General features: G+C 57.6%; 13 protein-coding genes and 1 pseudogene. 7 read left to right on the forward strand and 7 right to left on the reverse strand.

Annotation, left to right across the window (positions count from 1 at the left end):
* Positions 1–236: 236 nt before the first annotated feature.
* Both S7S_RS12920 and S7S_RS12925 read right to left on the reverse strand, forming a co-directional pair.
* Positions 237–3,806, reverse strand: a complete 3,570-nt coding sequence (locus S7S_RS12920; protein WP_035206069.1) for an Ig-like domain-containing domain — start codon at positions 3,804–3,806, stop codon at positions 237–239.
* 62 nt (positions 3,807–3,868) lie between these two features.
* Positions 3,869–5,176: an OmpP1/FadL family transporter gene (locus S7S_RS12925; RefSeq protein ID WP_041026001.1), complete on the reverse strand. Its 1,308-nt coding sequence runs from the start codon at positions 5,174–5,176 to the stop codon at positions 3,869–3,871.
* 1,173 nt (positions 5,177–6,349) lie between these two features.
* On the opposite strand from S7S_RS12925, the gene S7S_RS12930 reads away from it, so the two are divergent.
* The 7 genes and pseudogenes from S7S_RS12930 (at position 6,350) to S7S_RS12955 (ending at position 11,911) form a co-directional block, all read left to right on the forward strand.
* Positions 6,350–7,267 (forward strand): LysR family transcriptional regulator, encoded by a 918-nt coding sequence (locus S7S_RS12930; protein ID WP_008740505.1) that lies wholly within the window; start codon positions 6,350–6,352, stop codon positions 7,265–7,267.
* Between the two features lie 661 nt (positions 7,268–7,928).
* Positions 7,929–8,819, forward strand: a complete 891-nt coding sequence (locus tag S7S_RS12935; RefSeq protein WP_008740504.1) for a LysR family transcriptional regulator — start codon at positions 7,929–7,931, stop codon at positions 8,817–8,819.
* 126 nt (positions 8,820–8,945) lie between these two features.
* Positions 8,946–9,083: pseudogene (locus S7S_RS20150) on the forward strand (putative RNA methyltransferase); the annotation flags it as partial.
* Positions 9,084–9,116: 33 nt separating this feature from the next.
* Positions 9,117–9,803: a methyltransferase domain-containing protein gene (locus S7S_RS12940; protein ID WP_238582896.1), complete on the forward strand. Its 687-nt coding sequence runs from the start codon at positions 9,117–9,119 to the stop codon at positions 9,801–9,803.
* Between the two features lie 220 nt (positions 9,804–10,023).
* Entirely contained in the window at positions 10,024–10,368 is a 345-nt protein-coding gene (locus tag S7S_RS12945; RefSeq protein WP_008740502.1) for a DUF3301 domain-containing protein, read from the forward strand.
* A 317-nt stretch (positions 10,369–10,685) separates the two neighbouring features.
* Positions 10,686–11,195 carry an Rpn family recombination-promoting nuclease/putative transposase gene (locus tag S7S_RS12950; protein ID WP_052269213.1) on the forward strand — a complete coding sequence of 170 codons (510 nt, stop codon included), beginning with the start codon at positions 10,686–10,688 and terminating at the stop codon, positions 11,193–11,195.
* Between the two features lie 272 nt (positions 11,196–11,467).
* Complete coding sequence (locus S7S_RS12955; protein WP_238582897.1) at positions 11,468–11,911, forward strand: DUF4351 domain-containing protein; 444 nt, start codon at positions 11,468–11,470, stop codon at positions 11,909–11,911.
* A 235-nt stretch (positions 11,912–12,146) separates the two neighbouring features.
* On the opposite strand, the gene S7S_RS12960 is transcribed toward S7S_RS12955, so the two are convergent.
* The 5 genes from S7S_RS12960 to S7S_RS12980 all read right to left on the reverse strand — a co-directional run bounded on the left by S7S_RS12960 (position 12,147) and on the right by S7S_RS12980 (position 14,838).
* Positions 12,147–12,710 (reverse strand): chalcone isomerase family protein, encoded by a 564-nt coding sequence (locus S7S_RS12960; protein ID WP_008738485.1) that lies wholly within the window; start codon positions 12,708–12,710, stop codon positions 12,147–12,149.
* 102 nt (positions 12,711–12,812) lie between these two features.
* Positions 12,813–13,628 (reverse strand): M48 family metallopeptidase, encoded by an 816-nt coding sequence (locus S7S_RS18915; RefSeq protein ID WP_008738487.1) that lies wholly within the window; start codon positions 13,626–13,628, stop codon positions 12,813–12,815.
* On the reverse strand, positions 13,625–14,074 hold the full coding sequence (locus S7S_RS12970; RefSeq protein WP_008738489.1) for a YbjQ family protein: 450 nt from the start codon (positions 14,072–14,074) through the stop codon (positions 13,625–13,627). Before S7S_RS12970 ends, S7S_RS18915 begins: the two co-directional genes overlap by 4 nt.
* Complete coding sequence (locus tag S7S_RS12975) at positions 14,071–14,397, reverse strand: YbjQ family protein (protein ID WP_008738490.1); 327 nt, start codon at positions 14,395–14,397, stop codon at positions 14,071–14,073. The genes S7S_RS12970 and S7S_RS12975 overlap by 4 nt, the downstream gene beginning before the upstream one ends.
* Before the next feature lie 42 nt (positions 14,398–14,439).
* The gene (locus tag S7S_RS12980; protein WP_008738492.1) at positions 14,440–14,838 is read right to left on the reverse strand and encodes an acyl-CoA thioesterase; all 399 of its coding nucleotides are present in this window, start codon (positions 14,836–14,838) and stop codon (positions 14,440–14,442) included.
* Positions 14,839–15,072 lie beyond the last annotated feature (234 nt).

Consider the following 15,072-nt stretch of genomic DNA (forward strand, 5'->3'; position numbering starts at 1 on the left):
GACCTTTCGAAAAGCCTTCTGGATCAAGATGCCAATATCGACCGGATAAGATTAATTTGGTAAACCTCAATCGATCTAACTTATATGATTCATTAGGTCAAACCCCGCTCCCACTCCCACTCCCACTCCCAGAATCATAACTTAATGAGATGGTAATACTATTTCTCATTTGGCCGCGCATAATATATCGATAATATAGAAGGGCACCCGAAGGTGCCCAATGAACGCAACCGTTGTTATTTGATCGGTGTTGAAATATACCTTATATGTGTTCCCAAGGGGGGCACCACCAAGTCGACGTGCATAAGCGGAGAGTTACCTCTCAAATTGAAGTACACCGCCTCCTGGTTGTATTGCTCCACCAGCATCCTGCCATCCGGCAGGAACGCGACAGGGCCAGCCAAGTTCATCGTAACCGGGTAGCTGTGGAAATTGTGATATGCCGAGTTCCCCTGGGCTGAGCTGATCAAATTTTTGACCTCTGTCAGATCATAAGACAGGTAGGGGGCGTCCATATAAAGATTTACCGTTGCACGCAGAGCGGGCCCGTCAGCACCCTCGCTTATATAAGCGGGAATCAGTTTATCAGCCTCCTCGTCAGCATAGCGCATGCGCATCAATTGATATCCCGAGTCAGACATATCGAAGCTGTTATTGGAAATGGACTTCAGATATACCTTGAAGGAGGTGGTTACTATATGCCCCGGATGGATATTCACCTTGACGCCCTGAGCTGTTTTCTCATCAGTCACCTCCGCAAACAGGACACCGTGCAAGTAGGTAAACTTGTCCTCGGGACAGGTAGCTGGCTTGCCGTAGTAACAGACTCGTTGTATTTGGCCATTCAAGAATTTTAATACGCCGACATGGTCCTGCTCACAGCCTTCCTGGTCTTCCAATAGATGATAGGATTCATAGGCGCAACCTATATTGGCGCCCATATATTTCACTGCATTTCCTACCATCGGGATTGATGGGTCCGGCAAAAACTCTGCGTCGGAAATATGCTTCAGGCCATAAAATGCTGATAGCACCTTTGCACTATTAGGTGGCGGCAATACGCCGTCCGGATCGAGAAGGGTCCCGTCATGCCGCTCATCTACAAGGTGTCCCGTGCTGCTATCTGTCTGCCAAGCAATATGATCGGTCTCATTCTGCTCAAAATCGTACCACAATGGTGTACTACTTAAGCCCGATGCCCCAATACCCCCATCGATACCTAAAGGTCCCATTACCCCCAGCGCACTGTCGTTGATCAGATTAGCATTTGCATCCACTTGGTCTGACAGACGCAGCATCTGTAGCACCGTGCGGCTGGCTTCGCTGCCCCTGAAATATTGAGATAGAACCGGCCCCCCCCCTGTCAAAGCGGTTGAGGCTTTCACTAGAATGTAGTATGGAGAAGCGATAGGCGGAAACGATGCCGCCGCAGCTACGGGCTCATCACGTACTTCCACTTCAGATAGAAGTTGGGTTTGCAAAGGCAAGCCATCAAGAGAGCATATGCCAAGAGACGGTGTATCAGGATCACAGTTCACCGCACTGCTGACTATGTCTCCGTTCGAATGCAATTCATAACGGTAGAGCACGCCCGGCTTCCAGGGCTCGTCCGGCGTGAACTGCAAAGTATCCTGAGTTGTTTCCAGTTTACCTGGAACCGCACTGACAATCTGATCATCTTCTGTGATTTCAAATACCTGGAAGGTGCGTCCATATACGATGGAGCCTTCATCCATCGGCTTTGAAAACACCACCACAATAGGTCGGTTCGCGGGAGTTTGCACCACGGGAATCAGGTCATCAGCAGGAAGCGGCTCCACACTATTGTTCGGCGGGACCGTATCTTGCGGATGTATCCCGCCAGCGCAGCGACCCGCTATGTTCTGGGCAAGATTCTGATCTATGGTATCCAGGGCGCAGGGAAAGCCGGGATAAAGCCCGAGAATAAAGGGAGACTTTTCCTGAACGCTAGTAACGTTGCCCTGGGGAATTATAATTGACCCGAACCCACCTCCCGGAAGCGGACCAAACCCCGTCCGATACCCTTGGGTCAACTCCGTCAATACTGGCAGCGAGAAGCTATCTTCCAGCCCATCAGTCCATTCATTACCACCCAGGTCAGCAAGCCCCGGCGCCACGCTCAGATGATAGGTGAGCTCGCCGGCAGTTTCTGTCGGGTGCTCGAACGGTTCGGCCGGCTTTATGACCAGCGCCGATCCATCGATGTAGTACTCGATGTCCACTTCCTCTGTATCGGTTGCGGTCTGCTTGCTGAGGGTCACTTTGCCCTGAAGTGTTTTCGGGTCGATGAACTCATTAAAGTTGAGGATGATCGGGTCCGTACGCTTGATGTAATCCACCACGCTGCTAGGCACCCCACTCTGCAGTACTGGTGGAGAGACATCAGGTACTGCCACCGGAGGGTTATCTTGATCAGCCGCCTCTTCCATATAGAAGCTCAACAGCCCAGTAGCACGCTCAGAGCCCAGCACATCCGGCTCCACCACGCCGACTGCATTGATGACCATCAGCCCATCTTCCACCAATGACGTACCCACCAGCTCAATGTGCAGCATATCCTGCGTGATGGCACCATTGGCCTTCGGTGTTTCGGTAGAGACCGCCACATCCATCCACAAACGGACCTGGCGTGGCGCATCATCCGCATCACTGTACGGGTTTGGCAACAGGTAACCCGTCGCGTCCGACAGAAAATCCATCCGCACCTTGCCAGACTCAAACCCAGCCGGCACTTCGCCCCCAATCAGTACCTCAATGGAAGCACCCTCAATCAGGGAACCACGCTTTACCCGCAACGGTGTCGCATCCGGGAAGTCCGGCACAAACGCCAGTTCCGCCGTCACCACACCACTCGCCTGGGTTGCAGTATCCCGGCCCAGCAGCACGGAGGCCATCGGCACTTCGTTGATCTGCTTACCCGTTAAGGGCGATTTTTGCCCCGCTGTATCGGCGATGTTCTGAACCATGCTACCGCGCGGGCCAGTGGCCTTTGGCGTAATGTCCTGTTCAAATGCGATGGTGCCGCCCGGGTTGCCGAAGCCACCGCCTGGCATGCTGTCGCCGTAGATGGATTGCAGGCCGGTGGTGAAGGTCAGCTTGTAGCTGGTATTGGCTTGCAGGTCCTCTTTCGGATCTACGGTGAGGTAAGGGCCGCTCACTAGCACGTGGGCATCAACCGCCCCTTCAGGGCCGGTCAGCTGGACGGTAGCATCGGCGCCGTCGCCATAGATCACAGTCGAGCGCTCGAGCGGCTGTGAGAATTGCACCCGGAAGGTGGTGAATTCCAGCACCTCGAAGTCTTCACCATTTGGAATGGTGCGCAGGATGCGGAACTCTTCCTCAGCCACCTGGCTTTTTGGCCCTTCATAGGCCGCACGGGTAGAGAAGCTCAGATTACGCGACTCGGCATCACCTTTTTCGAGATCAATCCTGGCGATGCTGAGTTGATAGTTCGTTAACGGGCTGAGATTGTTCTCGGGATACAACAGGAGACTCTGGCCGCTGTCAGCTTCTTCAACTCTGTCCCACTCAACCAGGCTGCCTTCGCCATCGCGCAGCTCAACCAGATCCATCAGCGCAGCATTGGTCACCACCACCGGGCTGGAGAAACGCAATACCACCGGCGAAGACACCGGCACCTGCTGCTGGCCATTATCCGGAAACGAATAAACAAGGCTAGCCTTGGCCGCCTCCCACTCCTGCTGCTGATCTGTCGCCACATCATCCTTATCGCCACCACAGGCAGCGAGGGACACGATGCAGGCTGCTAGCATTATTCTTTTCATGTTGCCTCCTGGTAAACCTCTACTTAAACGCTCTTTGTCGATATGCATAAAGAACGCCCGGCTCAGAATTTCAACGTGACTGACGCAGCGAAGACGTGCACTTCGCCATCGGTTTCCACTTCACCGTAGACGCCCGGGGGAGTCAGCGGGTTGGTGGAGGTCAGCTCGTAAGTCTTGTTATCCAGTTGCTGGTACTGGTAGCCCAGGTCCATACGCACCGGGTACGCCAGCAGCGGCATTTTCGGAATGATGGCGCTCATGCCCAGGCCCACTACCCAGCGGTCGGCATCCAGGTAGTTCACGTCCAGGCTGCGCTTGCCTTCGATCGGGGTTTCTTCCCATGCGATGCCGCCGGTGAAGGTGAAGTGATCACCTGCCGGGATTTCGACGCCGATGCGCGGAATGAAGATGTCCTTGAAGTTGGCGTTGGCCTGATCCTTGATGGTGTCGTCACGCAGTTCGCGCTCCAGACGGGACCATGCCTGGTATTCACCGGTCACGCCCAAGCGCCAGGTGCCGAAGTCATACTTCACGCCGACCGTGGTGATTTCCGGCTGGAAGGAATCCAGGGTCTTGATGGCCAGGTTCAGGCCCGGTGCAGGAATGGTACCCGGCACGATAACGTTGGAACTCACCTTGGTGCGGGTGTTGGAGTAGGCACGGTAGGAAATCGCGGTTTCCAGGTTGTCCATCCAGCAGTTGGCACGGCTGCAGAAGGTTTCGCCCCAGTTGATGTTCACGCCCAGGATGGGACGGAACTTGGGTGCGGCTGACACGTTCAGGGATTCCTGGCTGGTCACGCCGCCCAGGGTGGAGCGGGTGTTCAGGGTGGCGTCAGCATTCAGAGTGACGCGCAGTGCGAAGCCCACATCGATACCGCGCCAGACGCTGGTGCCGGCGCCCGCCGTCAGGAACAGGGGCTGACGGCCGTATGTGAAATACTGGCCGTAGTCCGAGGTCTCGGAGGAGAAGGCCATCATTTCCTGGGCAAACTTCTCGACGCCGACCATCAGGCCGAAGTAGAGCGGATGCTCCAGGGTAGAAATCTGACTGAGGTCCGTCTTCAGGCCCAGCTGCAATTGCTGTGACGGCTCGTCCATGATGGTGGAGCCGTTGGCCTGCAGGTCGTGATCGGCGTGGAAGATGCCGCCAGTGAGTTCACCGCGCGGGTCTTTCGCCAGGTTGGCCGGGTTGTAGTACACCGCCGAGATCTGCGAATTGAAGATCGACAGGGCCTGGGCGGAGGCGATGTCGCCAGGTAACAGGCCGTAGGTTGAGGGCGAGTTCCCCATGTTGGCGGATACGGATGTCCCCAGTGTGAGTAGCGCACAGCTGGTCAGGGCAAGGGAGCCAAATGATCTGAGCTTCATGCTTTACATCTCCATTTTTATTTATATGGATACTTTTAATAAGTTTAGTAATCACTCTTTTGAGTCATTCTCTGTTCAGTTCACCACCGCAGGAGAAGCTCCGTCGGTGGCAGGCTATCGCAAGCAGTCGCAACGCCAGCCGCCGGCCCGGTGTGCCCAGGCACTTGTTGTGTGATGCGAGGTAGCGGGCCTTGCCGGCCACCTGGTCCCCGGAAAATAAAGGTGCCCATGGCGTAGTGCCCTTGGGCGAAAAAAGATCACATCCCTGTGTGCGCGTACCACCCTGGCATAACCTGTCTTGATCGTTGCCTGTTCGTTTCACTCACCAGTGATGAAGGGGTGCACAGCACAGCGGCCGGCGACAGCCGGCCGGGGTGTCCGTGCACCCTGCTCACATCTACATATCCGTCATCTGGTGCTGCAACGTCCTTTTTGTCCTGATTGTTTATCCATGTAGCGCGTTTGATAAAAAGATGCGGGATCTATGGGCATCTGTGCCGTGCTGAATACCGTGCTTTGAAGCAATGCATAAAATTAGAACTGCGCACGACGTATACGCCATGATTCCCATGGTTGAATCGAGGGTAGTCACTCAGTGCACAAACGAAAACGGAACCTCAGGAAATATTAGATTTCGTGATATTCCGTTGATACTGGTCTTCACGGACACCCTAATGTGAGAGGAGTGAAATGGGCCGGGAAGGTCGATTTCATTCAATTGCAGGTGTGTAGCTTTTTGCTTCTGGAAGTTGCTGGCGGTTCTGCGACGGGGCAATGATGGCAATTTGAAAGCATTACAGGGACATACGGAACCTCCCTGACACCGTGTTTCATGATGATTCATGACGGAAACTTGCCCGTGAAGGTGAACGACCACTACTATGGGCCTCGGCATGCACACCAGACCGAGCGCCCGGCACGTTACCTTTCACACTGTCGGGATGTGTAGAAAAGAAACACTTAAAACAACAATCAGAACGATGAAAAAGGCTCAGGGAGATTTATTCAGGTGCACCATTAATATCAGGAAATTATATATTTCTGATATTTTAGCCTGCCCCGTTCCTTTCGCCGTCCTGCCCATGTCAACAACACCAGCGGGAGCACCAGCTCACCTTCTATGACCCACGCGGGATCGAACCTTTCCAACAAGCAGGCATAAAGGATGATGCTATGAGTCATATATCGGATGTTGAGGCGTTTTTCTGCATAGTCAGGCACGGCACCATCGCTGCGGCTGCGCGCCGGCTTGACCTGGCCCCCATTTCTGTTCGCAAGCGCCTGGAACGGCTGGAGGCGCATCTTGGCATAACGCTGATCAGCCGCTACCACCGTAACATGGGCCTCACGGACGACGGCAAGCTGCTGTATAACCATCTGATCGGGGTGTTCGACGGGCTGGACCATGCCCTGGCGATGGTGTCCAGGGGCGATGACGGCAGCAGCGGCAAGCTGCGGGTCGCCTCGAACCTGCCACAATCGGCGCGGCAGCATGTCGCCCGGCTGGTGACGCGCTTCAGCGAGCAGCACCCGCAGATCGAAGTGGATCTGGACCTGACCGACACGGAAATCAATGTCGTCTATGGCGGCTACGACATCGCCATTACCCACTCGCCACCGGAGAACCCGGCCGGGCTGGTGGTGCGGCCCCTGTTCAGCCACTGGTGCCTGTGCGCAACGCCGGAGTATCTGGAGAGCCATCCTCTTATCCGCGTGCCTTCCGACCTGCGCGAGCACGAATGCCTGCTGCTGGACTCGCCCGGCACGCTCGGTGACACCTGGACCTTCTTCGGCGCCACGCACAATGAGGCGGTGCAGATCACCGGCAGCATGGTGACCGACGATGCCAGGGTGCTGCGGGAGTGGCTGCTCGCCGGCATGGGCGTGGCCGTTTTCTGTGAGATGGAAGTCCGGGAGGAGATTCAGGAAGGCAAGCTGGTGCAGATACTGCCTGACTATCAAATGCCCGAGATCCGCTTCTATATGGCGTATGACCGCCTCAGGAACCTGCCCGCCCGGACGCAGTACTTCAAGGAATACCTGGTACAGAGCGTGGCCGGCAGCAATGGAGGGTTGTCGGCAACAGGCTGATGCGCCTTCGGCGACAACCTCAACTCCCCTTCGCATGAGCCGGGTTCACCCAGCCTCAGCGAGCCACCCCCAAGGCCTTGTTACCGCATGCGCCTTGTTTTCACCGTTGCGTACTCGCCCCATGCCCCGCATTGCGGCTTGTTGCCGCCCCGCTCCGCAGACATGCCAAGGCATCATCCATGTTCTTCATATATAGGGAAAATATCGAGATGTTGCGGTGGCGCATCCGCAAGCAAACGCGAAGATTAATGATTTTCCGGGAACGCCGAAATGGAATATAGCGAAAAGTTATCTTTCGAAAATGGACCGTTGAAATAAAGGGGTCTACGTATCTCAATATGAGTGAAGACAGGATTATTACATCCGCTGTACACGGAATGTATCACCTCCATGGCAGGAGATTTTGGTAACACTTATTTTGCCGCGTATTGAGGATTTTCCGGATTCCGGATGAGTGGTTTGTTGGGGAAGGATTCAGAAGGCGCATCCAGGCCACCTGATGCTGCACAGCGCGCTTCCTGAGTGCGCGGCAGATCAGCCACAACCCATCAAGACGAGCAGAATCCCGATTTTTTTTTGACCTCTGAATGATTCTACGGGGTACGGGCGGCATGAACGAAGCGAACGTTAAGAAAAGTTGGTTTTCTTCTTAGGAAAACAAATGAACCCGATGGTGGATCTGGACATCTTCATGGCAGTCGTCAAAGCGGGCACCATCGCGGGTGCAGCCCGTGAATTGCAGTTGGCGCCGGTGTCCGTGAAGAAGCGCCTGCTGCGCCTGGAATCCGTCATGGGGGTGACGCTGGTACAGCGTATAAACCGCGAACTGGGCCTGACTGAACCAGGCAAGGAGCTGTACCACCGGTTGCTGGTGATCTTTGATGATCTGGAGAAAGCCATTGCTTCTGCATCCGGCACAGGGGATGACATCCATGGCTCATTGAAGGTGGTGTCCAGTTTGTCCATTGGCAAACGGCAGGTGGAATCACTGATCCTGCGTTTTTCCTATGAACATCCGCAGATGGTGATCCAGTTTCACATGGAAGATAAGCAGGTGGACTTTATCCGCGATGGCTATGACGTGGCAGTGACCATCGGGCAGCCCTCGGATTCCACCATGGTGGCGAAAAGGCTGGTGGCAAATCGCTCGTATCTGGTGGCCTCGCCGGATTATCTGCGCGGCAGGCCGCCACTGAACTCGCCTGCCGACCTGAAGGACCACGCCTGCCTGGTGCTGGACTGCCATGGTTCGTTCCGGGAAAGCTGGCCGCTGCGGGGCGACGGGCGCCAGGAGATCATCAAGGTGCAGCCCAGCATGATCACGGACGATAGCGAGGTACTGCATCAGTGGGTGATGGCCGGGCTCGGGGTGGCGATCTGCAGCGATCTCGAGATACGCCAGGACCTGCAGAGCGGCCGTCTGGTGCCGGTGATGGAGGATTACCGGTTGCCCAACATGGACCTCTATATCATCTATGCCGGACGCAAGAACCTGCCGTCACGCACACGCATCTTTGTCGAGTTCATCGAGCAACACATCATGGGCGCCTAGGGTCTGTTGACACGGGGTCCACCGGCCCTGCCGGAGATGTCTTTAAATACCCTGCCGGACCACGCACTTGCCCTCAGCTGCCGAAGGCCTACACTTGCGCCGCTAACCACCGCCGGTGTGTCTGTCATGGCCCCTTTTACCCGCCTTACCTGTCCCCTGGACCAATCCCCGCTCCGTGTTGAGGGGCCGCAACTGCGTTGCGCACAGGGGCACAGCTTTGACATCGGTCAACCAGGATATGTCAATCTGCTACCGGTGCAGCACAAGCGGTCACGCGCACCGGGCGATTCGAAGGAGATGGTTGCAGCACGGCATGCGTTTCTCTCCTCCGGGCTGTATGCGCCGGTGGCCGGATTCGTTACCCAGGCGCTGACACCCGTCAGCCATCCTCAGGCCGTGCTGCTCGACGCCGGATGCGGTGAGGGCTATTACCTCGACCAACTGCTTGGCGCGCTGCCCCTGGCGCCGGAGCACTGCTATGGGCTCGATATCTCCAAATGGGCCATACAGCGCGCCGCACGCCGCCGGTGCGACGTCAACTGGCTGGTCAGCACCAATCGGCAACCACCGCTGGCACCGGGCAGCGCAGATATCCTGCTGTGCATGTTCGGGTTCCAGAGTTATCCCGGTTTCAGCGATGTGCTGGGGCCCGGTGGGCATCTGGTGCTGGTGGAGGCGGGGCCGGATCATTTGCGCGAACTGCGAGAAATCATTTATCCGCAGGTCAAGGAAAAATCTTTGCCGCGCAGTGACGCAGCGCAGGCAGCGGGGTTGCGCCTGGTATCTTCAGAGCGAAAGCAGTATCACATCGCCCTCAACACGAAGCATCTTGCGCAATTGCTGGTGATGACACCGCATCTGTATCGCGCGACCGCTGAGGGCAAGGCCGCCGCAGCAGCGCTGGATCATCTGGATGTGACGCTTGATATCTGCATCCAGATTCTGGAAAAGCCCACTGGTCAAGCTGGCTCTTCCTTCTGCTAGACTGGCATCGCCGCGTGTAGAGTGCATTGGATGCCGGCTGGCCACCTCGCCTTCCCGTGCGCCGCCGGACTATTCGGCAGGCTGCGGAACATCAGCCTGCGCTGACACCTCCGTCATGCCGCCGGCATGGTCACGCACAACAAGCGGTTGATGTGCAGTCCACTTTGGTGGGCCTGTTCAAACTACGTGGGCTTTTTGACTCTCCAGCCAGGACCATAACATGCTTAGCCTTTCCGACCTGCTACTGCTTACATTGTTTGCCCTTGCTGGTGCCTGGTTCTGGCGTGCACAGGGGGCACGTGAGTATGCATTGCAGGCGACACGGCTGCACTGCCAGCGGGAAGCGGTGGATCTGCTGGACCAGACGGTGGCACTGAAGAAAGTATGGCTACGGCGGGATGCATCGCAGCGCATGCGGCTCTGGCGGTTGTATCAGTTTGAATTCACGGTGACGGGCGGGGAGCGGTATACCGGACATACGGAGATGCTGGGGCCGAGGGTGTTGCGTATTGAATTGCCGCCGCACCGGTTTGTTTCGGAAGCACCGGAGGAGCGGTTGCATTGAAACGTTGGCGTGCAAGGGGTGCTCGTGGCGTTTTTCGCGGTGGTTTTTTGGGTCAAGCTTTCTGATGTGTAGCGGGCGTTTCTGAAGAGTTCCTGCGGGCATTCCCGCTTCAGTTGGTGCCGTCACAAAGCCAAGCTCCCCCCTCCCCGATTGTCTATGAGCGAATCTCTGACAAACCATCAGGCAGATATCCTGCATCCACTGACGGCAATCGCGTGCTCACAGAAGCGTCCCTGGCTGACAGGCGCACCATTATTTCGTGTCATGCTGTGTTTGAACCGGTGCCAGGGAAGACATCGGTGTCACCGGAGCATGCCATGGACGACCACGATACCGGCTACCGACTGCTGTTCTCCCACCCGGAGATGGTCCGCGACCTGCTCACCGGCTTTGTGCCGGAGAGCTGGGTGGCCGAACTGGACCTGGACACTCTCGAAAAAGTAAACGGCAGCTACGTCACGGACGATCTGCGCAGCCGCTGTGCCGATGTCATCTGGCGGGTCCGATGGGGCGAACACTGGCTCTATCTCTACCTGCTGCTGGAATTCCAGTCCTCCGTGGACCCGTATATGGCCGTCCGCATCATGGACTATGCCGCCCTGCTCTATCAGGACCTGATCCGCACCCGCCAACTGGGCGAGACCGGCCACCTGCCCCCCATCGTGCCATTGGTGCTCTACAACGGCCGGCCGCGCTGGCAGGCGGCCACCGATATCAGCGACCTGGTCTTCCCCGTCCATGGTGAACTGGCCAGGTACCAGCCCCGGCTGCGCTATCTGCTGCTGGACGAGGGCCGCTTTCAGGACCAGGATCCAGGGAACCTCTGAATAACTCCCCGGTGGTTCTGCGGGCGCTACAGCATGCAGTAGCAAGGCGCGGCGCGCCGGCAATGGCATCGCCCTTGCCAAGCGACGCAACGCGGCTAATGCGTGCTGTAGCGCCCGCCCTGCGGGGCTTTCTGGGCGGCGCCTGCTCCGCGTTACGACTTCTCGACGTAGCCCGCTATGCCTTCGAAGTCGCGCCTTGATCAGGCGCCGCCCAGAAAGCCAGAACCACCGGGGAGTTATTCAGAGGTTCCCTAGCACCGCTGCAGAACCTAGTGGCCGCCCTGTTCCGGCTGGAGAACAGCCGTGACGCCGCCGCCATTCAGCGGATACTGCGGCATTTGACAGACTGGCTGCACGCCCCCCAGCAGGCGGGCCTGCGCCGCAGTTTTACCGAATGGCTCCGGCGGGTACTGTTGCCGGGCCGCTTGCCAGGTATCACAATACCGGCCATGCAGGAATTGCAGGAGGTGGATGACATGCTCGCTGAACGTGTGCAGGAATGGTACGCCGAGTACGAACGCAAAGGGCTGCTGGCCGGCGTGGCGCAGGGCCGCAATGACGAAGCCCGCCGTATTCTGTCACGGCTGATGACACAGCGCTTTGGTGAGCTGTCGCCCGCTATTGAAGCACGCCTCGAGGCGGCTTCGCTGGAACGGCTTGAACTGTGGGCTGACCGGATTCTTGATGCGACGTCACCAGAGGAATTGATTGGCTGAGTCACGTGGGCCAGCCTGCCTACCCACACGGCCATTTTAACTCCTACCTCATGATGCTGTGCTCGCGGCGCAGGTTATTTTCGAGACAAAGGAACGTTGCAGCGGCTTCCCGCATTCTTAACAGGGCTGGTCCCACACGCTTTCGTGCAACGCTACGGCGCAATGATGCGTAAGCCGCCAAGGCAGTCATGGCAACGGGCATGTGTTACCGGACATCGACAGATACCGCGTACAGCTACTGCCCCAGCAATTCCGCCTTCAACGATTCCTGCACCGGATCATCCCCGAGGTAAATGCCGAACAGCACGCGCTTGAAATCCAGCCCCCTGACCACTTTCAAAGTAGTGCCATTACGCAGGAACTGTGTCCCTTCGCCCGGGACATAGCGGTACTCGAACACATCGCCCTTGTCGACATCCAGATTTTCATCCGCCCACAACGCGTCCAGCATGTGCTCGTACTTCGGGTACTCGTCCCCGGCGGACTGTTTCAGCCCCTCCTGTACCGTCTCCTGGAAACGGCTACGCGTAATCATGGACGAGGTGATCTCCACTCGCATGGCCTGTGCTTCATCGGCGTTCATGATCGCAGCAGCATCGGATGATGGCTCTGGCACATACAAACCAGCGACATACACCTTCATGAAATATTTGTTACGCACGCCGGCACCGTTCAGTACCAGACTGGTATTGTCCACCTGTAGCGTTTCCGGCAAGGCCACTCCGTTTACTTCAGTAGCCTGTGCAGTGCCGAGCGCACCGCAGAGCAGCAGCATGGCACTCCATTTCAGTATCTTCATTGCACATTCTCCCGTGCTGCACTTCATTCAATACCGAAAGTTTAGCATTCCACATCTGGTACGCAGCGCGCTGCGACGTAAAAAGCGGTAAAGGCAGGGGCGTTACTCAAATTGCAGCACATCGGGCAACGGGGCCAGCGTCACCGGCGTCGCAGGCACTTCACCGGCAAGCCGATCCAGGCGTTCCTGGGTCAGTGGGTGTGAACGAAAAAGCGTTTCCCATTCTGATTCGTCGTAGTGATCACGGATATGCTGGAAGAACTCTTCGGCGCCCGCAGCGTGGCCATAATAGGCTTTCAGTGTATCCAGCGCGAAGCGGTCGGCCCGGCGCTCCATGTCGCGATCGAAACTCAGTGACGTCAACATGCCGGCCTGCATCAGTGCTTGCTGAACACCCGCACCGCCGGTGTCGCCGGTGGCCACTGCCCAGACCACCGCCAGCACAGCCTGACGGCTCAACAGGGCCGCCGGATCGCGATAATGAACATGGCCGATCTCGTGGGCCAGCACCATTGCCAGCGCGTTCTCGGATGACACGTTCTGCAACAGGCCCCGCGTGATGAAGACATGCCCGCCCAGCGTGGCGAAGGCATTCGGCAGGTCCGCATCCATGTAATGCGCCCGGATGCGGATATCCTCGCTGACACCACCCGCCTGAGCCAGCGCGGCAGCCAGCGTGTCGAGGGCCTGGCTACGCGGGTCCGGAGGCGACTCGTCGGTGAGATGCTCCGTGACCGCCACTTCCCATGCAAAGGGAATGTGTGGCGCCAGTTGGCGGGCCAGCAACAACAGCACCAAGGTAATCCCAACGACCGCCAGCGCCACGGCACCCAGCAGCCAGGCAAATTCCAGCAGGGCGCTGCTGGGCGGGTTGTTGATGTGCTCCGGCGGACGCGGATTACCCTCGGGCAGCCTCATCGTCGTGGAAACAGCGCGGTACCATAGGCCAGCACTTCAACGGAGCCCAGGCCATTGCGGTCGTTGCCGGCCACACGGCTGGTTTCCATCTTGATATTCAGGATGGCCTCGGCCCCCAGTGCAGCGGCTTCTTCCTGCATGCGCAGAATGGCCTCGCGGCGGGCGCGGTCGATCAGGCTTTCATAAGACGCGATGCGGCCACCGACAAGCCCCCGCAGCCCGGCCGCGATGGTCTTGAAGTAATCCACCGAGACCACCACATTGCCGCTGACAAGCGTGCTGTTGTGATGGATGTATTGTTCCGGCACGTAACGGCCCGGCAGCAACAGCAGTGCGCGGTACTCATCCTCACGCTGCTGAATGGACGCATAATGGCGCCGCTCGTTGAGCCTGCCAAACACGTACCCCAGTGTCAGCAGGGTAAGAAAGACGGCCAGTTCAATCATGGCGCGAGATTCTCGACCACGACGGCGGTGCCGTACACCAGAATCTCGGAGGCGCCGGGCGCGATGGTGGAGGTGCCAAAACGCACGTTGAGTACGGCATTGGCACCCGCTGCTCTGGCCTGCTCTTTCATACGTTCCAGAGCAGCATCGCGGGATTCGTTCAGCAATTCGGTGTACCCCTTGAGCTCACCACCGAAGATGTTTTTCAACCCGGCCATCATGTCGCGGCCAACATGCTTGGCCCGCACGGTACTGCCCTGCACCAGCCCCAGATGCCGGACAATACGCAGGCCCGGTACGATTTCCATATTACTGATCAGCATTGCATCCCCCAGTGAACAGTCTGTTTGTTGTAGGCCGCCCTGTCAGGGCTTGTTCTCCATCAAGGCCGCCAGCGCCTCGCGGTACGCCCCCGGCAGGGGTTGCGGACGCTGGCTGCCGTGGTCGAAATATACCTGTACGGCACGGCCGCGCGCCACACACTGGCCCTGCTGCCAGGCTTCCTGGCAGACGGTAAAGGAGCTGTTGCCCAGCCGCTCCACGCCGGTACGGATTTCCACCTCATGGCCGTAATAGATCTGGGCCACGAAATCAATCTCGATACGCGCCAGGATAAGATTCATCCGGGATGGGTCCAGGTCCGGCGAGAAGATACGGAAAATGGCCTCGCGGCCGGTTTCAAACCAGCCCGCCACCACGGTGTTGTTGATGTGGCCGAAGGCATCGGTTTCATAAAAGCGGGGAAAAATCTCGTGCGTGATCATGCAGCATCCTGATATGTGTAACAGCAACGGTCCATTATAGCCGCCGCGCACGCTCACCGGTGACTGCCGGGTCCGGCACCGCATGCAGGGTGCCTGCACTTATAACCGGCTGGAATGAGCAAAGACATATTCACCACTTCACAAGCCCGCAGCGACGGAGTAGCGTCGGAACACCAGGGCAGGCCGGCTGATGCCTGCGCGCTGCCGTTGAACCGTTCTGACCAAGGAGAAGCA

The organism is Isoalcanivorax pacificus W11-5 (assembly GCF_000299335.2).
Lineage (GTDB): Bacteria > Pseudomonadota > Gammaproteobacteria > Pseudomonadales > Alcanivoracaceae > Isoalcanivorax > Isoalcanivorax pacificus.